General features: G+C 71.9%; 17 protein-coding genes and 1 riboswitch. Of the genes, 5 read left to right on the top strand and 12 right to left on the bottom strand.

Annotated features, from left to right (window positions below; all coding sequences use genetic code 11):
- Positions 1–22 precede the first annotated feature (22 nt).
- Positions 23–1,150, bottom strand: a complete 1,128-nt coding sequence (locus tag OG978_RS30670) for a ferrochelatase (RefSeq protein WP_326768296.1) — start codon at positions 1,148–1,150, stop codon at positions 23–25.
- Between the two features lie 153 nt (positions 1,151–1,303).
- On the opposite strand from OG978_RS30670, the gene OG978_RS30665 reads away from it, so the two are divergent.
- Both OG978_RS30665 and OG978_RS30660 read left to right on the top strand, forming a co-directional pair.
- Positions 1,304–2,551, top strand: coding sequence for an MFS transporter (locus OG978_RS30665; RefSeq protein ID WP_326768295.1), 1,248 nt, complete (start codon positions 1,304–1,306; stop codon positions 2,549–2,551).
- A complete protein-coding gene (locus OG978_RS30660; protein WP_326768294.1) occupies positions 2,508–3,830 on the top strand; it encodes a D-arabinono-1,4-lactone oxidase in 1,323 nt (440 codons plus the stop codon). The genes OG978_RS30665 and OG978_RS30660 overlap by 44 nt, the downstream gene beginning before the upstream one ends.
- 33 nt (positions 3,831–3,863) lie before the next feature.
- Here OG978_RS30660 and OG978_RS30655 read toward each other — a convergent pair whose 3' ends face one another.
- Positions 3,864–4,907: a hypothetical protein gene (locus OG978_RS30655; protein ID WP_326768293.1), complete on the bottom strand. Its 1,044-nt coding sequence runs from the start codon at positions 4,905–4,907 to the stop codon at positions 3,864–3,866.
- 497 nt (positions 4,908–5,404) lie between these two features.
- On the opposite strand from OG978_RS30655, the gene sepH reads away from it, so the two are divergent.
- On the top strand, positions 5,405–6,472 hold the full coding sequence (gene sepH, locus OG978_RS30650) for a septation protein SepH (protein ID WP_124720990.1): 1,068 nt from the start codon (positions 5,405–5,407) through the stop codon (positions 6,470–6,472).
- Between the two features lie 133 nt (positions 6,473–6,605).
- On the opposite strand, the gene OG978_RS30645 is transcribed toward sepH, so the two are convergent.
- A complete protein-coding gene (locus OG978_RS30645; protein WP_326768292.1) occupies positions 6,606–7,433 on the bottom strand; it encodes a sulfurtransferase in 828 nt (275 codons plus the stop codon).
- Positions 7,434–7,669: 236 nt separating this feature from the next.
- Here OG978_RS30645 and OG978_RS30640 point away from each other — a divergent pair, with 236 nt between their 5' ends.
- Positions 7,670–8,446, top strand: coding sequence for a VOC family protein (locus OG978_RS30640; RefSeq protein WP_326768291.1), 777 nt, complete (start codon positions 7,670–7,672; stop codon positions 8,444–8,446).
- Positions 8,447–8,467: 21 nt separating this feature from the next.
- On the opposite strand, the gene OG978_RS30635 is transcribed toward OG978_RS30640, so the two are convergent.
- From OG978_RS30635 to OG978_RS30615, 5 genes are all read right to left on the bottom strand, one after another.
- Complete coding sequence (locus OG978_RS30635) at positions 8,468–9,340, bottom strand: PaaX family transcriptional regulator (protein WP_326768290.1); 873 nt, start codon at positions 9,338–9,340, stop codon at positions 8,468–8,470.
- Between the two features lie 42 nt (positions 9,341–9,382).
- Positions 9,383–10,033 (bottom strand): thymidine kinase, encoded by a 651-nt coding sequence (locus OG978_RS30630; protein WP_326768289.1) that lies wholly within the window; start codon positions 10,031–10,033, stop codon positions 9,383–9,385.
- A gap of 51 nt (positions 10,034–10,084) precedes the next feature.
- On the bottom strand, positions 10,085–11,272 hold the full coding sequence (locus OG978_RS30625; RefSeq protein WP_326768288.1) for an alkaline phosphatase family protein: 1,188 nt from the start codon (positions 11,270–11,272) through the stop codon (positions 10,085–10,087).
- Positions 11,272–11,868, bottom strand: a complete 597-nt coding sequence (locus OG978_RS30620) for a DUF5998 family protein (RefSeq protein ID WP_326768287.1) — start codon at positions 11,866–11,868, stop codon at positions 11,272–11,274. The genes OG978_RS30625 and OG978_RS30620 overlap by 1 nt, the downstream gene beginning before the upstream one ends.
- An 86-nt stretch (positions 11,869–11,954) precedes the next feature.
- Positions 11,955–14,843 (bottom strand): bifunctional acetate--CoA ligase family protein/GNAT family N-acetyltransferase, encoded by a 2,889-nt coding sequence (locus tag OG978_RS30615; RefSeq protein WP_326768286.1) that lies wholly within the window; start codon positions 14,841–14,843, stop codon positions 11,955–11,957.
- A 172-nt stretch (positions 14,844–15,015) separates the two neighbouring features.
- Between OG978_RS30615 and OG978_RS30610 the strand changes: the two genes are divergently transcribed.
- A complete protein-coding gene (locus OG978_RS30610; protein ID WP_326768285.1) occupies positions 15,016–15,297 on the top strand; it encodes an HPr family phosphocarrier protein in 282 nt (93 codons plus the stop codon).
- A 183-nt stretch (positions 15,298–15,480) separates the two neighbouring features.
- Here OG978_RS30610 and OG978_RS30605 read toward each other — a convergent pair whose 3' ends face one another.
- The 4 genes from OG978_RS30605 to OG978_RS30590 all read right to left on the bottom strand — a co-directional run bounded on the left by OG978_RS30605 (position 15,481) and on the right by OG978_RS30590 (position 20,490).
- Positions 15,481–16,194 carry a GntR family transcriptional regulator gene (locus OG978_RS30605; RefSeq protein ID WP_326768284.1) on the bottom strand — a complete coding sequence of 238 codons (714 nt, stop codon included), beginning with the start codon at positions 16,192–16,194 and terminating at the stop codon, positions 15,481–15,483.
- Positions 16,195–16,419: 225 nt separating this feature from the next.
- Positions 16,420–17,241, bottom strand: coding sequence for a M23 family metallopeptidase (locus OG978_RS30600; protein WP_326768283.1), 822 nt, complete (start codon positions 17,239–17,241; stop codon positions 16,420–16,422).
- A 13-nt stretch (positions 17,242–17,254) separates the two neighbouring features.
- Positions 17,255–17,420, bottom strand: a riboswitch (cyclic di-AMP (ydaO/yuaA leader).
- A gap of 287 nt (positions 17,421–17,707) precedes the next feature.
- A complete protein-coding gene (locus tag OG978_RS30595) occupies positions 17,708–19,090 on the bottom strand; it encodes a M16 family metallopeptidase (protein ID WP_326770221.1) in 1,383 nt (460 codons plus the stop codon).
- 26 nt (positions 19,091–19,116) lie between these two features.
- On the bottom strand, positions 19,117–20,490 hold the full coding sequence (locus OG978_RS30590; protein ID WP_326768282.1) for a M16 family metallopeptidase: 1,374 nt from the start codon (positions 20,488–20,490) through the stop codon (positions 19,117–19,119).
- Between the last annotated feature and the right edge of the window lie 209 nt (positions 20,491–20,699).

Genomic DNA, 20,699 nt, shown 5'->3' with positions numbered 1-20,699 from the left:
TGGGCGTACGGCGGGGCTGCTCTTATGCGTACGGGCTGTCGGCACCCGCGGCGGCGGGCTTGAGGGCCCGTGCGGGGCAGCAGCCGACCGGGCAGAGGTCGTGGGCCGGCCCGAGCGCGCCCAGAGCGCACCGCTCCCCGCCCTGGCCCCGCTCGGTGGCCGCGCGCTCCAGCACCAGCTCGCGCACGGCCGCGGCGAACCGCGGGTCGGCGCCCACGGTGGCCGACCGGCGCACCGGCAGTCCCAGCTCGGCGGCCTTCGCGGTGGCCTCCGTGTCGAGGTCGTACAGGACTTCCATGTGGTCCGAGAGGAACCCGATGGGGGCCATCACCACGGCGGGCACGCCGTCCGCGTGCAGCGCCTCCAGGTGGTCGCAGATGTCGGGCTCCAGCCAGGGGATGTGCGGGGCGCCGCTGCGCGACTGGTAGACGAGCTGCCAGGGGTACTCGACGCCGGTCTCCTCGCGCACCGCCTCGACGATCAGCCGGGCGACGTCGAGGTGCTCGGCGACATAGGCGCCGCCGTCGCCGTGCGTCTCCACGGGGCCGGAGGTGTCGGCGGCGGAGGTGGGGATGGAGTGGGTGGTGAAGGCGAGGTGCGCCCCGGCCCGCACCTCCTCGGGGAGGTCGGCGAGGGACGCGAGGACGCCGTCCACCATGGGCGCCACGAACCCGGGGTGGTTGAAGTAGTGCCGGAGCTTGTCCACCCGGGGCACCGGCAGCCCCTCCGCCTCCAGTGCGGCCAGCGACTCGGCGAGGTTCTCGCGGTACTGCCTGCAGCCGGAGTAGGAGGCGTAGGCGCTGGTGGCGAGGACGGCGATGCGGCGGTGCCCGTCCGCGGCCATCTCGCGCAGGGTGTCGGTGAGGTACGGCGCCCAGTTGCGGTTGCCCCAGTACACCGGCAGTTCCAGTCCGTGCTCGGCGAAGTCCTTGCGCAGGGCGTCCAGCAGGGCCCTGTTCTGGGCGTTGATCGGGCTGACGCCGCCGAACAGGAAGTAGTGCTTGCCGACCTCCTTCAGCCGCTCCTCGGGGATGCCTCGGCCACGGGTGACGTTCGCCAGGAACGGGACCACGTCGTCCGGGCCTTCGGGGCCGCCGAAGGAGAGCAGCAGCAGGGCGTCGTAGGGAGCGGGATCGCGCAGATCGGACATGACACCGATCCTGCCACCCGCCTCGGACGGCCTTCCCACCGACATCGGCTCCCGGGCCCACCCCACTGTCGGAGCGATCGCCCCGACCGTAAGCTGTATCGGTTAGCTTCACGTATTACAGGCGCGTGCGATCACTCTGTTCCGGAGATCTCCTTGCCCAGTCCCTACCGCGCGATATTCGCCGCCCCCGGCACCAAGGGGTTCTCGGCGGCCGGATTCCTCGGCCGGATGCCGCTGTCCATGATGGGCATCGGCGTGGTGACCATGATTTCCCAGCTCACCGGGCGTTACGGGCTCGCCGGCGCGCTCTCCGCGACGCTGGCGATGTCGGCGGCGGTGATCGGGCCGCTGATCTCCCGGCTCGTCGACCGGCACGGGCAGCGCCGTGTCCTGCGTCCCGCCACCCTCGTCGCGCTGGCGGCGGTGGCCGGGCTCCTGATCTGCGCGCAGCAGCGGCTGTCCGACTGGACGCTCTTCGTCTTCGCGGCGGGCGCCGGCTGCGTGCCCAGCGTGGGTTCGATGATCCGGGCCCGCTGGGCGGAGATCTACCGCGGCTCGCCGCGGGAGCTGCACACCGCGTACTCGTGGGAGTCGATCGTCGACGAGGTGTGCTTCATCTTCGGGCCGATCATCTCGATCGGTCTGTCCACCGCCTGGTTCCCGGAGGCGGGGCCGCTCCTGGCGGCCGGGTTCCTGCTGGTCGGCGTCCTCTGGCTGACCGCGCAGCGGGCCACCGAGCCGGTTCCGCATCCGCGCCGGGAGCACACCGGCGGCTCCGCGCTGCGCTCCCGGGGTCTCCAGGTGCTCGTGGTGACCTTCGTGGCCACCGGTGCGATCTTCGGGGGCATCGACGTGGTGACGGTGGCCTTCGCCGAGGAGCGGGGCCACAAGGCCGCGGCGAGCCTCGTGCTGGCCGTGTACGCGCTGGGGTCCTGCCTGGCCGGAGCGGTCTTCGGCCTGCTCCACCTCAGGGGCAAGGCGTCCACCCGGTGGCTGGTGGGCGTGTGCGCGATGGCCGTGAGTATGATCCCCCTCCAACTGGCCGGGAACCTGCCGTTCCTGGCCGTGGCGCTCTTTGTCGCGGGTCTCGCCATCGCACCGACGATGGTCACCACCATGGCCCTCGTCGAACAGCACGTACCGCGCACCGAACTGACCGAGGGCATGACCTGGACCAGTACCGGACTCGCCGTCGGAGTGGCGCTCGGCTCCTCGGCCGCCGGCTGGGTGGTCGACGCGTCGGGGGCCGAGGCGGGGTACGCGGTGCCCGTCGTGGCGGGAGCGCTCGCGGCCGCGGTGGCGTTCCTGGGGTATCGCCGGCTCAGCGGGCCGGTTCCTATGGAAGGGCGCGCGGAAGATGACCGACACCGACGCACGGACGACGACGAACGCGTGGCGTAACTGGGCGGGGAATGTCAGCGCCCGTCCGGTACGGGCCGTGTCCCCCGCCTCCGTGCCGGAGCTCGCCGTGGTGCTGCGCCGGGCCTCCGAGGACGGTCTGCGGGTGAAGCCCGTAGGCACCGGGCACTCCTTCACCGCGACGGCGGCCACCGACGGCGTGCTGATCCGCCCGGACCTGCTCACCGGCATCCGGAACATCGACCGCGAGGCAATGACGGTGACCGTCGAGGCCGGCACCCCGCTGAAGCGGCTGAACACCGCGCTGGCCCGCGAGGGTCTCTCGCTCACCAACATGGGCGACATCATGGAGCAGACGGTCGCGGGCGCCACCTCGACCGGCACCCACGGCACCGGCCGTGACTCGGCGTCCATATCCGCGCAGATCCGCGCCCTCGAACTGATCACCGCCGACGGCACGGTGCTGACCTGTTCGGAGAAGGAGAACGCCGACATCTTCGCCGTCGCCCGGATCGGGCTCGGCGCGCTGGGTGTCGTCACGGCGATCACCTTCGCCGTGGAGCCGGTCTTCCTGCTGACGGCCCGTGAGGAGCCGATGACCTTCGACCGGGTCATGGGCGACTTCGACGAGCTGGTCGCCGAGAACGAGCACTTCGAGTTCTACTGGTTCCCGCACACCGGGAACTGCAACACCAAGCGCAACAACCGCAGCGCGGGCCCCGCCGCCCCGCCCGGAAAGGTCAGCGGCTGGATCGAGGACGAGCTCCTCTCCAACGGGATCTTCCAGGTGGCCTGTTCGCTCGGCCGGGCGGTCCCCGCCACCATTCCGTCGATCGCCAAGCTCTCCAGCCGCGCCCTGTCGGCCCGTACGTACACCGACATCCCGTACAAGGTCTTCACCAGCCCGCGCCGGGTCCGCTTCGTGGAGATGGAGTACGCGCTGCCGCGCGAGGCCGCCGTGGAGGCGCTGCGCGAGGTGAAGGCGATGGTCGAACGTTCGCCGCTGCGGATCAGCTTCCCGGTGGAGGTCCGTACCGCCCCCGCGGACGACATCGCGCTCTCCACGGCCTCGGGCCGCGAGAGCGCGTACATCGCCGTCCACCTCTACAAGGGCACGCCCTACCAGGCGTACTTCACGGCGGTCGAGCGCATCATGACCGCCCACGGCGGCCGCCCGCACTGGGGCAAGGTCAACACCCGTGACGCCGAGTACCTCGCCGGGGTGTACCCGCGGTTCGGCGAGTTCACCGCCGTACGCGACCGGCTGGACCCGGACCGGCTCTTCGGCAACGACTACCTGCGCCGGGTGCTGGGCGAGTAGCGCCTTCGCCCCGGGCGCGGGGCGCGGGGCGGTTCACTGTCCGGTGTCCGTGCCGGTGGTGGCACCGTCGCCCTGTGCCGGGGCCTCGCCGCCGCCCGCGGGGGCCGTGCCGGCAGAGGCGCCGTCGCCGGGTGCCGCCGGGGAGGGAGTGGCCGCCGGGGGCGGGCTCGTACGGTCACCGGTGCTGCCGGACTGCGTGGGGCTGGGCGTCGGATCGGCCGAGGAGCGGTCGCCCTGACCGGAGTCGGGGCTCTGGCTCCGGCCGCCCTGCTGATCGGTACCGGGCGCCGTGCCGCTCTCCTGGTCCGGCGTCCGCCCCTGGCCGGGGTCGGTACTCGTCGACGGCGCCGGATCGTCCGACCCGGAACTCCGCTCCCCGCCACGCACGACGGAGCCGACGGTCGTGCCCTGGCCACCGCTCAGGTCGTTGCCGGAGATCAGCTCGTACGTGGTGATTCCGGCCATCGTGAGGGCGAAGACCACCGCCGCCCCGAGCGCCGACCGCTTCCAGCCGCGGATCCGGGTGCCGTGCGTGGTGGCTTCGGAGAAGTCCTCGTCCGGGTCCGGGCGCCCTGTGGTGAGCAGCTGGGTCGCGTCGAGAGGCCGCAGCATTCGCGTACGGTCCGGGTCGTCGGCAGTGGCACCCGGCGCGGCCGTGGCGTCCGCCCTGCGCAGCACGGTCGTGGCATCCATGGCGGGCATCATCGTGGTGGCATCCGCGGCTCCGTCGGGAGCTCGGGAGGGAGTTCCGGCCGACGGCCGTTGCGTCCCCTTCGCCGCACGCGCACCGCTCGTCTCACGGGTATGCACCGTCACCTCACGGCCCGGGTGCTTCACCTGGACCGTGACCTCGCGGATCTGCTCCCCCGTGCGCCGGAAGAAGTGCTGGAAGACCGAACCGCCGCAGGTGGCGACGACGCTCATCACTCCGGCGCCGAGGATCGTTCCGTACACACCCAGCTGGGAGGCCGCCACCGCCGCCGCGACCGCGGCCACGGCGCTGCCCGCCACCTGCGGCAGGCTCAGATCTATACGCCTTTCTTTGGGTTCTATGTCACTTTCCGGCTTCTGCACCATTTCCAGCCCTTGATTGACATCTCTCCCACCATGCAACAGGAAGGGACATTTGAGCGAAGTGAATAGTTCCGCTTCCGGGGATTCTGTGAAGCAGGACACGCACGAGGGGCGCACCACCCCCGGCTCGATGGCTCAACTCCCGCACCTCACGAGAACTTCGACGGCGCGGCGGTCCACCCTCGTGGCCCGAATGGAGTACTGTGGCGAGCCCTGGGGCCGGACTCCCACGTGGGTGTCCGGGATCTTCGGGAGGGGGCCGAAGGAGGCACTCGATCCGGCGGCGCCACGGCATCGCACGGGGACTGGCTACATGAAGTGACCAACAGTCGCTTTCTGTTGCAGAATAGGTCACCGTGTCATACCGGCGATCAAGGGCTCACGCCCGACACGCCGGGCAACACGGCAATGTTGTGGCAGGCTGCACCCGGGCAGGCCACACTCGACTAGCGGAAGCAGCGACGCACGTGACGTCGGCAGGCACCACCCGGGAGGTCCCCATGCCCGAACTGCGTGTCGTGGCCGTCTCCAACGACGGCACACGACTGGTGCTCAAGGCTGCGGACAGCACGGAGTACACGCTTCCCATCGACGAGCGGCTGCGAGCCGCCGTGCGCAACGACCGCGCGCGGCTCGGCCAGATCGAGATCGAGGTGGAGAGCCACCTCCGCCCCCGCGACATCCAGGCGCGGATACGAGCCGGTGCCTCCGCTGAGGAGGTCGCCCAGTTCGCCGGGATCCCCGTCGACCGTGTCCGCCGCTTCGAGGGCCCCGTGCTCGCGGAGCGCGCCTTCATGGCCGAGCGGGCCCGGAAGACTCCCGTGCGCCGTCCCGGCGAGAACACCGGCCCCCAGCTCGGCGAGGCGGTGCAGGAGCGACTGCTGCTGCGCGGCGCCGACAAGGAGACCGTCCAGTGGGACTCCTGGCGCCGGGACGACGGCACCTGGGAGGTCCTCCTGGTCTACCGGGTCGCGGGCGAGCCGCACTCGGCGAGCTGGACGTACGACCCGCCGCGCCGCCTGGTCCAGGCCGTGGACGACGAGGCGCGCTCGCTGATCGGCGAGACCGACGACGTCGCCGCGCCCGAGCCGAGCTTCCCGTTCGTGCCCCGGATCGCCCGGCTGCCGCGCGACCGGCCGCTGGACCGCGCCCTGGACCGCCAGATGGAGCGGCCCACGGCCCCGCCGCCCCCGCCCGAGCCCGAGGAGCACATCGCGTCCGTCTCGGCCGGTGAGCGCGATTCGCTGACCAGCCTGCTGGAAGCGGTGCCGAGCTTCCGCGGCGACATGGTGGTGCCGGAACGGCCGGCGCCACCCGAGCCGCCCGCGATCGAGCCCGCCGCGCAGGAGCCGGAGGCCGACGAGCCGCCGGCCGCGGCAGCCTCCGCGGGCGCCGGTTCCGCCTATGCGGATGTGCTGATGCCCCGAGCGGTCGCCGGTCATCGCGACCGGCTGACCGGGACAACGGACCGCCAGGCCGAGGCGGACGGCGTCCGGCCTGGCCGCCGGGCCGCCGTGCCGACCTGGGACGAGATCGTCTTCGGTACGCGCCGCAAGAAGCAGGACTGAGCGGAGCAACGACAGGATGACGAGGGCTGGTACGCCACTGCGTGCGGGCCCTCGTGCCGTGTGCGTCCGCCACGCCTGGTGCTTACGGGGCCGGGTGCCGCGATTCCGGTCCGTCCGGACGGCGCGCGCCCCGCTACTGCGGCTCGGGTCCCGTGGCGACCGGGCGGGACTCGTCGCCGGACCACTCGGACCAGGAGCCCGCGTACAGCGCCGCGGGGATACCGGCGACAGCCAGGGCCAGCACTTCGTGGGCACCGGAGACCCCGGAGCCGCAGTAGACGCCGATCTCGTCCGCCCGGTCGGCGCCGAGTTCCTTGAAACGCACCGCCAGCGCTTCCACGGCCAGGAACCGGCCGTCGTCCCCCGTGTTCTCGGAGGTCGGGGCCGAGACGGCACCCGGAATGTGGCCGCCCACCCGGTCGATCGGCTCCACATCGCCCCGGTAGCGCTCGGCGGCGCGCGCATCGAGCAGCAGCCCCGAGCGGGCCAGCGCCGCCGCCCCGTCCGCGTCCAGCAGCGGCAGCGCGCCGGGGGCGGGCCGGAAGTCGCCCTCGGCCGGGGCCGGGATCCGGGTCTGGAGGTCACCCGTCCAGGTAGCGAGACCGCCGTCCAGGACCCGGACATCCGGGTGTCCCGTCCAGCGCAGCAGCCACCAGGCACGCGCCGCCGCCCAGCCCTGGCCGCCGTCGTACACGACCACAGGGGTGTCCCGGGAGACACCTGCCCGGCGCATCACCGCCCCGAATTCGTCCGGATCGGGCAGTGGATGACGACCGCCGATGCCCGCCGGACCGGCGAGCTCCGCGTCCAGATCGACAAAGACCGCACCGGGAATGTGCCCGGACTCGTAGTCGGGCCGCCCGTTCGGGCCGCCCAGTTGCCAACGTACGTCCAGGAGCACCGGCGGACGTGGCCCCGCCGACTCGCTCGCGTATTGGGATGCGGTGATGATGGGCTTCATGGGTGCCATCCTCGCGCAGGAGCCGCCCCACCGGTAACACCATCGAAACGGGCGCATCGCGGCAAATCGGGCTCCCTCCGTCGAGATCCCGGGAAGTGCGGCGCGGCCGGAGCACATCGTGCGCCGGGTGGTGCAAACATCTGCACGGGGCGTACACATCCCGTACCGCACGACGGCACGTCGGCCCCGTTCCCCCCGTACGGCCACCACCCCGATGGTCCGAGGAGAGAGTGACGATGACCGAGGCTGCCGCTCCGCGTACGCCCGGAACACCTTGCTGGGTGAGTCTGATCGTGCACGGCCTGAGCACGACCCAGGACTTCTACGCCGATCTGTTCGGCTGGGAATTCGTGCCGGGTCCGGACCAGCTGGGTCCGTACGTCCGGGCGCTGATCGACGGAAAGGTGGTGGCGGGCATCGGACAGCTGCCGCCCGACCGGCATCTGCCGGTCGCCTGGACGACCTATCTGGCCACCGACGACGCGGACCTCACGGCGGAGAGCATCCGGTCCTGCGGCGGCACGGTCGCCGTGGGGCCGCTCGACGCGGGCGAGGCGGGCCGGCTCGCCATCGCCTCCGACCCCAGTGGTGCGGTCTTCGGGATCTGGCAGGCCGCCGCGCATGTCGGTACGGCGCTCGCCGGTGCTCCCGGCACACCGGTCTGGAACGAGCTGGTGACCCGTGAGACCGCGACGGTCTGCAAGTTCTACCAGACGGTCTTCGGCTACGAGGCGGAGGCGGTCGTCTCGGCCGACTTCGACTACCAGACCCTGCATCTGGAGGGCCGCCCGGTGGCCTCGCTGCACGGCGTCGGCCACGCCCTGCCGCGCGACCGCGGCCCGCACTGGATGACGTACTTCGAGGTCTCCGACACCGACGAGGCGGCCCGGCGCGTGGTGGAGCTCGGTGGATACGTTCTCCAGCCGCCCCGGGAGGGGTCGAGCGGCCGGGTGGCGACCGTGGCGGACCCGGAGGGCGCGGTGTTCACGATCGTCCGGTCGGCCGGTCGCTGAGCCGTCCGGCGGCGGGGGGCGTCAGCGCGCCCGGACCCGTTCGACATGCCGGTGGGCGGGGTCGGCCAGCCGGGCGTGCATCTCGTCGAAGAGCTCAGAGGCGTGGGTTCCGCTCCATTCGCCGGGCAGCAGTTCACGCGCGACACCGGGATCGAGGTAGACGAGCCGGCGCCAGTCGGTGAGGACCCTGATGTACGTCGTGAACGCCTCGCGGTCCGTCACCTCGGTGCCGTTCGCGATCCGCTCGGCCACCGGACGGTGCGCGGTGAGGAATTCGACGTACAGCCGCTGCAGCCGGGCGGTGTCCCACCAGGAGCGGACCTTCGCGGCGAGCTCGTCGCCGTCGCCCCCGCCGACCGACAGGTAGTCGGCCCGGAAGAGGTCGGCGTACGAGCGCAGCCCGTGCCTGGCCAGCATGGACTCCGCCTCGTCGTGCACATGTCCCGGTGCGATCCAGACCCCGGCGGACACGGAACCGAAGCCGAGCCGGGTGAGCTGGGTGCGCAGGGTGTGCCGCTTGGCGCGTTCGGACTCGGGCACCGAGAAGACGACCAGCACCCAGCCCTCGTCCACGGTGGCCCGCCGGGCCGCGAAGATCCGGGGATCGCCGTCGCGCAGCATCCGCTCGGTCTCGGGCGAGATCCGGTAACCGGCCGTTCCGGACACCGACTGGGCTTCGAGCAGTCCGGCCCGCTTCAACCGGGAGACGCAGGACCGTACGGTTGGTGCCTCGACGCCGAGGTCGGCGAGCAACTGGATCAGCGAGGCCACCGACAGCCAGCCGTCGGTGTCGCGCGCGTACAGCCCGTAGACGGTCACGATCAGCTGCCGGGGCTGCACCTTGCCCAGCGAGCCCGGTCCGGACTCGTTCTCTGCTCCGCTCACCGTGTTCACAGCGTCATCCTAAGCAGCCGCGCCGGTGACCGAAGGGGCGGTTCAGGCGGAGGTGACAGGCAGTACGTCCGGCGACAGCGCGCCCGCGCGGGCGCTCGCGCTGGTCGTCCTGCGCTGGTGGTGGCGCCGGCACAGCACCTCGTAACCGACCTCACCCGCCTGCTGGTTGACATCGCCCACGACCACCTGGGCGCCTTCGACGACCATCTCGCCGCCGACCGTCCGGGCGTTGTGCGTGGCCCGTGCGCCGCACCAGCAGAGCGCTTCGACCTGGAGCGTCTCCACCCTGTCGGCCAGTTCGATCAGGCGCTGCGATCCGGGGAACAGCTTGGTCCGGAAGTCGGTGGTGATGCCGAACGCGAAGACGTCCATGTCGAGGTCGTCGACGATGCGTGCGAGCTGGTCGATCTGGGCGGGAGCCAGGAACTGCGCCTCGTCCACGATCACGTAGTCCGCCCGGCCGCCGCGGCTTATCCGGTCGACGAGATGGGCGTACAGGTCCATGCCCTCATCGGCCTCGACGGCCTCGGTGACCAGTCCCAGACGCGAGGAGAGCTTGCCCTCCCCCGCCCGGTCGTCACGGGTGAAGATCACGCCTTGCAGGCCGCGTGCCGAACGGTTGTGGCCGATCTGCAGCGCCAGCGTGCTCTTTCCGCAGTCCATCGTTCCGGAGAAGAACACAAGCTCGGGCATGAGGGGTTGAGCACCTTTCGGGCAAGGGAAGCGATGTCGGGCGAAACGCGGTTACGAGCGTACTTCGAGGAGCGGGACGAGCTGCTCGACGGGGGTCATCGAACCGTGCATACCGACCATCGCGGACTCGTTCGGCTCATTGACGGAGGCGGTGATCACCACATCGTCGTGGGCCGCCGCGACGACGTCGCCGATCCTGCCGTGGACGCGTTCGTCGATCTTCGGGCCGAACCAGCCGGCCGCGATCGCCTCGTCCCTGCTCGCCACCCAGAACTGCTCGCCCAGCACTTCCTGCCAGACGGTCAGCACATCGTTCTCCGCGCCCGGGACGGCGTACACATGGCGGGCCCGGCCCTCGCCGCCGAGCATGGCGACGCCCGCGCGCAGCTCCCAGTCCTCGTCGAAGTCGATCCGGGACTGCTCGTCGAACGGGACGTCGATCATGCCGTGATCGGCGGTGATGTACAGCGCCGAGCGGGGCGGGAGCTGTTCGGCCAGGCGTCGTGCCAGTCCGTCCACGTACATCAGCTGGCCGCGCCAGGCGTCGGAGTCGACACCGAAGCGGTGGCCCATGCCGTCGACCTCGCTGTAGTACGTGTAGACCAGCGACCGGTCGCCCGCGGCGAGCCGCTCGGCGGCCACGTCCATCCGCTCCTCGCCGGACAGCCGGCCCAGGAACGAACCCCCGCTGAGCGCGACCTTGGTGAGCGGAGTCTGCTCGAAGGCGGGGGCGGAGACCTGCGCGGTACGCACGCCCGCCGCGTCGGCGAGCTTGAAGACGGTGGGGTACGGCTGCCAGACCTTCGGCGAGGTCCAGGGCCTCCAGCGGAGCTGGTTCATCAGCTCGCCGGTCTCCGGATTGCGCGCGGAGTAGCCCGGCAGGCCGTGCTCCCCCGGGGGAAGGCCCGTGCCGACGGAGGCCAGCGATGTCGCTGTGGTGGCCGGGAAGCCCGCCGTGATCGGACGGCCGGTGCCGCCGCGCGAGGTGGGGAGCAGGGAGTGCAGAAACGGTGCCTCGTCGGGGTGGGCCTTGATCTGCTCCCAACCGAGGCCGTCGATCAGGAACACGCAGTTCCGGTCGGCGGGGGTGAGTTCGGGGATCGCCGCGGTGAAGCCCGGCACGCCCTGTCCGGCGACGAGCGTGGGCAGCAGATCGGCGAGCGATCCGCTGCCGTACTCCGGGACCGGGGCGCTTTCGACAGGGAGCAGGACGGGGTCCTGCCAGGCCGGCTGCGCCATCAGCGGCCGGTCGCCGCGGTCGCGGCCGTGGCCTCGGAGAGCGACTGGGCGAAGACGAGGGTCTGGCGCACGGTGTCCGGGCCGTCACCGGCCTCGCTGACCCGCAGGCTCAGGTCGTCGGCGGTGGAGTTGCCGGTGTAGCCGTGGTCGGCCTCGCAGTTGGGGTCGCCGCAGGCGGCCGGCTCCAGGTCGATCCGGGAGACCGCGCCCCAGCCGATGGTGAGGACGACCTCGCGGGGCAGCGTGCCCGGTACGTACTTCTCGGGGTTGGCCACGACCCGGCTGACCACGACCGACGAGATCCGGTCGAGCTTGACCGACTCCGTGGAGGTGGTGGCGTACGGGGTCGGGGAGCTGGTGTCGGCGTTCTGCTCGTCGGTGTGGCTGACGATGAAACGGTTGTCCGTCAGGACCAGGACCGTGACGTGGCGGCGCACCTCGTTGGAGTCGAACGTGGTCTCCTGGTGCACCAGGTACGAAGCGACCGGCTCACCGCCCACGGCGGCCTCCACCGCCTCGGCCACGAGGGCCGGGTAGTAGCCGCTGCGCTCGATCGCCGCGCGCAGCCCCTGGGTCGTCGTACCGGTCTTAGCCATGGGGACCATCCTACGGGGGGCGGATGACTGCCGGGGACGTTGTGCGGCAGGGCGGTCCGGGTCCCTCGGGCGTGACGGCGCGCGGGTCAGTAGTTGGGCAGGCGGCGGGGGCCGAGATCGGTGCGGGCCGGGGGCGGCGAGAGGCGGACGCTCGCGCCGAGCACGGTCAGCCCCTGGGTGGCGACCACGACCGGTTCCAGGGCGATGGAGACCACTTCGGGGTGGTCATCGACCAGCCGGGAGACCCGCAGCAGCAGCTCTTCGAGCGAGGCGGTGTCCACGGGTGCCGCGCCGCGCCAGCCGAACAGCACCGGGGCCGCCCGGATCGACCGGATCAGCTCGGCGGCGTCGCGGTCGGTGGCCGGGACCAGGCGGTGGGCGGTGTCGCCGAGGAGTTCGGAGGGCGCGCCCGCGAGCCCGAAGGAGAGGACGGCGCCCGCCGCCGGGTCGATCGTGGCCCGTACGACGGTGTCGACGCCGCGCGGCGCCATGGCCTGGACCACGGGCTGGAGTTCGGCGGGCTTGCCGAGCAGGTCGGTCAGTTCGCCGTACGCCCGGCGCAGCGCGGTCTCGTTGGCGAGGTCCAGCCGGACACCGCCGAGGTCGGCCCGGTGGCGCAGGTGCGGCGCGGTGGTCTTGAGCGCCACGGGATAGCCGAGCCGGGCCGCTGCCGCGACGGCGGCGTCCGGGTCGGGCGCCGGGAGCGTCGGCCGTACGGTGATGCCGTAGCGGCCCAGGAGTTCGCGCGCCTCGTCGTGTGCGAGCTGCCGGCCCCGCGGGTCGGGGTCGGGGCCGAGGAGGGTGTCGATGAGGCCGGCGGCGCCCGGCTCGTCGATGGTGTCGTCGAGGAACTCGGGCACCTTGCCGGGCACGGCGGCCTGGCGTCGCCACTGCGCGTACCGCACCGCTTCGGCCAGGGCGCGCACCGCCCGTTCGGCGGCGGGGTAGGCGGGGATCCGGCCGATCCGGGTGCCGGGGGCGCCGTCGACTGCGGGAGGAGCCGGTGAGGTGGGCGCCGGGCTCGGGTCGGCCGGGGCGGTGACTCCGGTGGGCGTGGTGGTCGCGGCCGGGGCGGGCTGCGCCGGGGGGCGCGGCTGCGCGACCGTGCTGGTGGCCGCGGCGAGGGCCTCGGCCAGCCCGCCGATCTCGACATGTACGACGGCGACCGGCTTGGCCGGACCTGCGGCGGCGGCTGTGTGCAGGGCGGCGGCGAGCACCTCTCCGTCGCCCGACTCCGCCTCGCCGTCCTCGCCGACCCACGGGATCGCCGTCACGACCACCGAGTCGCAGCCGTCGTCGGCGAGAGCCTCGGCCAGGGCGTTCCTGAAGTCCTGCGGGGTGGCGGCGGTGGTGAGGTCGAGCGGCGGGCGCGGGCGCAGCCCCTCGGCGAGGCAGGCGTCGTACGTGAGGAGGCCGAGCGATTCGGAGTTGCCGAGGATCGCGACCCGGGGGCCGGCCGGGAGGGGCTGGTCGGCGAGGAGAAGACCCGCGTCGACCATCTCCGTCACCGTGTCGACCCGGATCACGCCGGCCTGCCGCATGAGCGCCGAGACCGTCGCGTCGGGGATCCGGCTGATCGGCACCGCGTGGCCGGGCGGGGTGGAGCCGCTGTGCCGGGCGCCCTTCACCACGACCACCGGCTTCACCGCCGCGGTGCGCCGCGCGAGGCGGGTGAACTTGCGGGGGTTTCCGAGCGATTCGAGGTACAGCAGGGCGACGTCGGTGTCGGGGTCCTCGTACCAGTACTGGAGGAAGTCGTTGCCCGAGATGTCGGCGCGGTTGCCCGCGGAGATGAAGGTGGACAGGCCCGCGCCGCGCCGGTAGAGCCCGGAGAGCAGGGCGATGCCGATCGCTCCGGACTGGGTGAAGAGGCCGATGCGCCCGGGAGCGGGCGGCTCGGGGGCGAGCGAGGCGTTCAGCCGTACCGTTTCCGCGTTGTTGATCAGGCCGAAGGCGTTCGGGCCGATGATCCGCATCCCGTACGAGCGGGCCTGACGGACCAGTTCACGCTGCCGTTCCCGGCCCTCGGCACCCCATTCGGCGTATCCGGCGGAGAGGACGACCAGGCCCTGGACGCCGTGCTCACCGCAGTCGGCGACGGCTTCCGGGACCCGGTCGGCGGGGACGGCGACCACCGCGAGGTCGACCGGCTCGTCGATCTCGCCGATCGAGCGGTGGGCGGGGACGCCATCGATGGTCACCTGGTCGGCGGCGAAGGCGCGGTTCACGGCGTACGTACGGCCGGTGAAGCCGGCCCCGAGGAGGTTGCGCAGGACCGTTCGGCCGACGCCGCCGGGGGTCCGGCCGACACCGATGACGGCGACAGAACCGGGGGCCAGCAGGCGCTGCACGGACCGCGCCTCAGCCCGCTGCTCACGGCCGCGCTGGACGGCGAGGGACTCGGCGGTCGGTTCGAGGTCCAGGGTGAGGTGGACGGAGCCGTCCTCGAAGCTGCGCTGCTGGGTGTATCCGGCATCCCGGAACACCTTGATCATCTTGTTGTTGGCGGGCAGCACCTCGGCGGCGAAGCGGCGGATGCCGCGCTCGCGGGCGACGGCCGCGATGTGTTCGAGGAGCGCCGAGGCCACGCCCCGGCCCTGGTGCGCGTCCTGGACGAGGAAGGCGACCTCGGCCTCGTCGGCGGGTGCGGAGGCGGGCCTGCCGCGCTCGTCGATGCGGTCGTAGCGGACGGTCGCGATGAACTCACCGCCGACCGTGACGGCGAGCCCCACCCGGTCGACGTAGTCGTGATGGGTGAAGCGGTGCACGTCCCTGTCGGACAGGCGTGGGTATGGGGCGAAGAACCGGTAGTACTTCGACTCGTCGGAGACCTGCTCGTAGAAGCTGACCAGCCGTTCGGCGTCGTCCGTGGTGATGGGCCTGATGCGCGCGGTGCCTCCGTCGCGGAGCACCACGTCCGCTTCCCAGTGGTCGGGATAAGCGTGATGCGGACTCTGCTCCGGCGCGGGCTGCATGGGCAAAGACTACGGCTCCGTCAGCGGTCGCGTAGGTCCCGGGGCCGGGGCAGTCTGGGAGGGCCGTTCGGCCCTACCGCAGGCATCACGGGCATTTCCCGGGTCGACCGGAGCACTGCGCACCGCGTGAGAGACTGGTCTAGACAACTTTTGATTCCTGAAGGGCAGAACCATGGCTGAGCGCCGCGTCAACGTCGGCTGGGCCGAGGGCCTGCACGCCCGCCCCGCTTCCATCTTCGTCCGTGCCGCCACGGCTTCCGGCGTCCCCGTGACGATCGCCAAGGCCGACGGCAACCCGGTGAACGCCGCCTCCATGCTCGCGGTACTCGGTCTCGGCGCACAGGGTGGCGAGGAGATCGTGCTCGTATCCGAGGCCGACGACTCCGAAGCCGCCCTGGACCGTCTGGCGAAGCTGGTCGCCGAGGGGCTCGAGGAGCTCCCGGAGACCGTCTGAGAACATGCTCCGCGAGAGAGCCGTGGCGCCCTGAACCGGGGCCGCGGCTCTTTTGTTTTCCGGATCGGATCCTTTTTCCCGGATCGGGCCCTCCGGGTGAACATGCAGAATTCTGGCACGCCAATTCCAGGCGGGGTGAAATTGACCCCGCACAGCCATACCTATTTGTATACGGCGTAATTGTTAATTCCGGACGCCTGCGGTGTTTACGGAATGTTGCGAGGTCCTCACCCGGCCGGTACGGGGAACGGCGGGCTGCCGGCCCGGCCGGTCGGTCCGGCGCAGCCGGTGCGCGGCCGCGGCCCGTTCCGCGTGATGGGCGGCCAGCGCCCTGGCCCGTTCCGCGTCACCGCGCGCCACCGCGTCCGCGATGGCCCCGTGCTCGGCCCAGGAATCCACCGGCCGGGCCGGCTGCTCGACCGCGTACATCCAGGCGGTCTTGTGCCGCAGCTGGGTGAGCAGCGCGATCAGGCCGGGGCTGCCGGAGGCTTGCGCCAGCGTCTCGTGGAACCAGCCGCCCAACGAGCGCAGGTCCTCGCCCTCGCCCCGCCTGGCCCGGTCCTGGCCGAGCCGCACGAGACCGCGCAGCACCTTGAGGTGCGCCTCGGTGCGGCGTTGCGCGGCGCGCGCGGCGCACAGTGGCTCCAGCAGCGTGCGGACCTCCAGGAGGTCGGCCGCCTCCAGCTCGGTGGGCTCGGCGACGCAGGCACCCGCGTGCCGCCGGGTGACCACGAAGCCCTCGGACTCCAGGGTGCGCAGCGCTTCCCGTACCGGGACGCGGGAGACCCCGTAGCGGCGTGCCAGCAACTCCTCCGTGAGACGGCTGCCGCGTTCGAAGACACCGGAGACGATGTCTTCACGGATTGCCGTGCATACCGAATGCGCCGGAATGCGCATGTCCGAACCTCCGCCTTAATCCCCGCGAAACGCGGCCGACCGACGCCTGTTCTGCGACTCTATTGCAATGCGGCCGCATTTCCGATGCCGGGCGGAAATTCATGAATATCTTTTGGCCACGGGGCGGTTCGGCGGACAGTCGTCGCCCGCGGGCGCACGGCGGGCATGCCGAAGGCCCCGGCATGGAGCCGGGGCCTTCGACGTGGTGCTGCGGTGGGGCGTCGGTCAGACGTTGACACCGTGGGCGCGCAGGTACGCGACCGGGTCCATGTCGGAGCCGTAGGACGGCGTCGTCCGGGCCTCGAAGTGGAGGTGCGGTCCGGTGGAGTTGCCGGTCGAGCCGGAGAGGCCGATCTGCTGACCCGCGCCGACGCTCTGGCCGACGGAGACACCGATCGAGGAGAGGTGGCCGTACTGCGTGTACGTGCCGTCCGTCATCCGGAGCACGATGTTGTTGCCGTACGCGCCGCCCCAGCCGGCCTCGACGACCGTACCGGCGCCGACGGCGACGACGGAGCTGCCGGAGGCGGCGTGGAAGTCGATGCCCGAGTGGCTGCCGGAGGACCAGAGCGAGCCGCTGGACTTGTAACCGGTACTGACGTACGAACCGGCGACCGGGAGCTGGAAGGAGCCCAGGCGGGTGCGCTCGGCGGACCGGGCGGCGCGCGCCTTCTCCGCACGGGCCTCGGCGGCGCGCTTCGCGTCCGCCTTGGCCTTCGCGTCCGCCTTGGCCTTCGCCTCGGCCTTCTTCTTGGCCTCAGCCTTCCGCTGAGCCTCCGCCTTCGCCTTCGCCGCGGCATCGGCCTGGTGCTGCTGCACGTCGGCCTGGGCGTCGATCCGGTCGGCGAGGGTCTTGTCGATGGCGATGACCTGGCTGAGGCCGGTGTCGCTCGCGGAGGGGGCCTCGGAGTCGGCGGCGAGGGCGGGAGCGGCCAGGCCGCCGATGACGCCGGTGGTGGCCAGAGCCGCGACGCCGACGACCCTCGCGCTGCTGCGCGTCAGTCGACTCGGGGCACGGTGCTTCCCGGTGGCACGGGTGAACGCCATGAAGTGGCTGATCCTTTCCTTCCTTCTCGCCTACCGGGTTAGCTGACGGGTTCGGAGCAGGAAGGTCTCCTACGGACACCCCGGCCCCATCGGGCTCAGGCATCCGATTCACCCCAGGGACTTCGTGGGTCCCCGGCTCCCCAGGCTCGCGCCTGACGGGGACTCGGCGATGACTGTCCGGTACGTCGCGGATGCGGCATACGAGTGACGGACAGCCGAGCCGACGCTAAGCGGGGTCACTTTCATTCACCAAACGGACAGGCCATTTTGTAGCGCATCCCACAGGGCAGACAGGCAACCTCCCCACCAGAACGGACAAAAGGGAAGGTTCCGGCGAGATCGCACTCGCAGGGGCCTTCCCTTTGTCCCGGTATGCAGAGATATGCCGGAGTGCCGGACCGGCCGTGCCGGGGCGGGCGCCCCGTCGGTCGGCGCCCGCCGGACCGGACGTCAGCCGGAACAGTCGTCAGCCGGTGACCACCGACACGTCTCCGATGCCCAGAGCCCGGACGGGCTCCTCGATCCGTGCCGCGTCGCCGACGAGGATCGTGACCAGCCGGTCGCCCGGGAAAGCGTTGACGACCGCCGCGGTCGCCTCGACCGTGCCGGTCTCCGCGAGCCGGGCGTACAGCTGCGCCTGGTAGTCGTCCGGCAGGTGCTGCTCGACCTGGTCGGCGAGGGTGCCCGCGACGGAGGCCGCCGTCTCGAACTTCAGGGGTGCCACACCCACGAGGTTCTGCACGGCCGTCTCGCGCTCCGCGTCGGTCAGGCCCTCGGCCGCCAGGGTCCGCAGGACCGTCCACAGGTCCTTGAGCGCCGGTTCGGTGGACTCGGTGTCCACCGAACCGCTGATGGCGAGCATCGCGGCGCCGGTCGCACCCGAGGCGGAGTCCGGGGCCGACGACCGCAGCACCTGGGCGAAGGCCCGTACGCCGTACGTGTAGCCCTTCTCCTCGCGCAGCACACGGTCGAGACGGGAGGTGAGGGTGCCACCCAGGCAGTACGTGCCGAGCACCTGGGCCGGCCAGACGCTGTCGTGCCGGTCGGCGCCGATCCGGCCGATCAGCAGCTGCGTCTGCACCGCGCCCGGACGGTCGACGATCACCACCCGCCCGGTGTCGTCGGCGGTGATCGGCGGGGCGGGACGGGGCTCGGCAACCTCTCCCGACCAGTCGCCGAGGGTGTCGGCGAGCAGGGCGTCCAGGTCGATGCCGGTGAGGTCCCCGACGACCACGGCGGTCGCCGCGGACGGCCTGACGTGGGCGTCGAAGAAGCCACGCACGGCCGCCGAGTCGATGCGCTCCACCGTCTCCTCGGTGCCCTGGCGCGGGCGCGACATCCGCGCCGTGGCCGGGAAGAGCTCCTTGGAGAGCTGCTTGGCGGCGCGCCGAGCCGGGTTGGCCTGCTCGTGCGGGATCTCGTCGAGCCGGTTGTGTACCAGCCGTTCGATCTCGCTGTCGGCGAAGGCGGGCGCCCGCAGCGCCTCGGCGACCAGCGCGAGAGCCTTGGCCAGCCGGGAGGCCGGGACCTCCAGGGAGACCCGCACGCCGGGGTGGTCGGCGTGCGCGTCGAGAGTGGCGCCGCAGCGCTCCAGCTCGGCGGCGAACTCCTCCGCGGTGTGCTTGTCGGTGCCCTCGGACAGCGCACGCGACATGATCGTGGCCACACCGTCGAGGCCCTCGGGCTCGGCGTCCAGCGGGGCGTCGAGGAAGATCTCGACCGCCACGACCTGCTGACCGGGGCGGTGGCAACGCAGCACCGTGAGGCCGTTGGGCAGGGTGCCGCGCTCCGGCGCGGGGAAGGCCCAGGGCCGGGCGACTCCGGCGGCCGGCTGCGGGTGGTACTGCATCGAAACTCCAGTCGCGGCAGCGTCGGTCACTTGTCCGCCCCTTCGTGCGCGTCGGTGTCGTCGGCGTCGGTCTCGTCGGTGTCCGCGGGCTCGGCCGGTTCGACCGGCTCGTAGACCAGCACTGCCCGGTTGTCGGGGCGCAGCTGGGCCTTGGCGGCCGCCTGGACCTCCTCCGCGGTGACATCGAGCACCCGCTGCACGGCGGTCAGGGCGAGCTGCGGGTCGCCGAACAGCACGGCGAACCGGCACAGTTCGTCGGCGCGGCCGGCGACCGTGCCGAGCCGGTCCAGCCACTCGCGCTCCAACTGGGCCTGTGCCCGCTCCATTTCCTCGGGCGTGGGGCCCTCGGCGGCGAACCGGGCGAGCTCCTCGTCGACCGCGGCCTCGATCTGCGGCACCTCGACGCCGCCGGACGTCTTGACGTCCAGCCAGCCGAGCGAGGGCGCGCCGGCCAGCCGCAGCAGCCCGAACCCGGCTGCCACGGCCGTACGGTCACGGCGGACCAGGCGGTTGTGCAGCCGCGACGACTCGCCGCCGCCGAGCACGGTCAGCGCGAGGTCTGCCGCGTCGCACTCGCGGGTGCCGTCGTGCGGCAGCCGGTAGGCGGCCATCAGCGCCCGCGCCGGGACCTCCTCGTGCACCTCTTCGCGCAGCTGCTCGCCGATGATCTCGGGGAGCGCGCCGTCGCGCGGCGGCTGCTTGCCGTCGTGGGACGGGATGGAGCCGAAGTACTTCTCGATCCAGGCGAGGGTCTGCTCGGGGTCGATGTCGCCGACGACCGACAGCACCGCGTTGTTGGGCGCGTAGTACGTACGGAAGAAGGTGCGCGCGTCCTCAAGGGTCGCGGCGTCCAGGTCGGCCATCGAGCCGATCGGGGTGTGGTGGTACGGGTGGCCCTCGGGGTAGGCCAGCGCCGTCAGCTTCTCGAACGCCGTGCCGTAGGGGACGTTGTCGTAGCGCTGGCGGCGCTCATTCTTGACGACGTCGCGCTGGTTCTCCATGGACTCTTCGTCGAGTGCCGCGAGCAGCGAGCCCATGCGGTCGGCCTCGAGCCACAGGGCCAGCTCCAGCTGGTGCGTGGGCATGGTCTCGAAATAGTTGGTGCGCTCGAAGCTGGTGGTCCCGTTGAGCGAACCGCCGGCCCCCTGCACCAGCTCGAAGTGGCCGTTCCCCTTGACCTGGCCGGAGCCCTGGAACATCAGGTGCTCGAAGAGGTGAGCCAGACCGGTGCGTCCCTTGACCTCGTGGCGCGAACCGACGTCGTACCAGAGGCAGACCGCGGCGACCGGGGTCAGATGGTCCTCGGAGAGCACCACGCGCAGGCCGTTGGCCAGGCGGTGCTCGGTCGCTGTCAAGCCGCCGGAGCCGGCCTGAGCGGTGGCCGTGTGACCCATGGGCATGTACGTCCCTTCGATCGCGATACTGGATTTCCTGCGAGACCTGCCACTTTAAGCAAGCGCACGGACACCTGGCGAAGTTCCCATACCGTGGAAGTTCGCGTGAAAGAGGGGCGCATCCCCCGCGCGACGGGGCGGAAAAGCGCCTCGGCCGGGGCCGGGAACGCCCCTTGGGACGGGTCGAGGTCGGCGATGTCAGTGCGGCGGTCCAC

This window comes from Streptomyces sp. NBC_01591 (assembly GCF_035918155.1).
Classification (GTDB): domain Bacteria; phylum Actinomycetota; class Actinomycetes; order Streptomycetales; family Streptomycetaceae; genus Streptomyces.
This window is presented reverse-complemented; position numbering and strand designations above follow the sequence as displayed.

Excerpts from the sequence above, each read along its gene's own strand:
- OG978_RS30670 (WP_326768296.1), bottom strand. The coding sequence starts at position 1,150 with ATGTCCGATCTGCGCGATCCCGCTCCCTACGACGCCCTGCTGCTGCTC.
- OG978_RS30660 (WP_326768294.1), top strand. The coding sequence starts at position 2,508 with ATGACCGACACCGACGCACGGACGACGACGAACGCGTGGCGTAACTGG.
- OG978_RS30655 (WP_326768293.1), bottom strand. The coding sequence starts at position 4,907 with ATGGTGCAGAAGCCGGAAAGTGACATAGAACCCAAAGAAAGGCGTATA.
- sepH (WP_124720990.1), top strand. The coding sequence starts at position 5,405 with ATGCCCGAACTGCGTGTCGTGGCCGTCTCCAACGACGGCACACGACTG.
- OG978_RS30645 (WP_326768292.1), bottom strand. The coding sequence starts at position 7,433 with ATGAAGCCCATCATCACCGCATCCCAATACGCGAGCGAGTCGGCGGGG.
- OG978_RS30640 (WP_326768291.1), top strand. The coding sequence starts at position 7,670 with ATGACCGAGGCTGCCGCTCCGCGTACGCCCGGAACACCTTGCTGGGTG.
- OG978_RS30630 (WP_326768289.1), bottom strand. The coding sequence starts at position 10,033 with ATGCCCGAGCTTGTGTTCTTCTCCGGAACGATGGACTGCGGAAAGAGC.
- OG978_RS30625 (WP_326768288.1), bottom strand. The coding sequence starts at position 11,272 with ATGGCGCAGCCGGCCTGGCAGGACCCCGTCCTGCTCCCTGTCGAAAGC.
- OG978_RS30620 (WP_326768287.1), bottom strand. The coding sequence starts at position 11,868 with ATGGCTAAGACCGGTACGACGACCCAGGGGCTGCGCGCGGCGATCGAG.
- OG978_RS30615 (WP_326768286.1), bottom strand. The coding sequence starts at position 14,843 with ATGCAGCCCGCGCCGGAGCAGAGTCCGCATCACGCTTATCCCGACCAC.
- OG978_RS30610 (WP_326768285.1), top strand. The coding sequence starts at position 15,016 with ATGGCTGAGCGCCGCGTCAACGTCGGCTGGGCCGAGGGCCTGCACGCC.
- OG978_RS30605 (WP_326768284.1), bottom strand. The coding sequence starts at position 16,194 with ATGCGCATTCCGGCGCATTCGGTATGCACGGCAATCCGTGAAGACATC.
- OG978_RS30600 (WP_326768283.1), bottom strand. The coding sequence starts at position 17,241 with ATGGCGTTCACCCGTGCCACCGGGAAGCACCGTGCCCCGAGTCGACTG.
- OG978_RS30595 (WP_326770221.1), bottom strand. The coding sequence starts at position 19,090 with ATGCAGTACCACCCGCAGCCGGCCGCCGGAGTCGCCCGGCCCTGGGCC.
- OG978_RS30590 (WP_326768282.1), bottom strand. The coding sequence starts at position 20,490 with ATGCCCATGGGTCACACGGCCACCGCTCAGGCCGGCTCCGGCGGCTTG.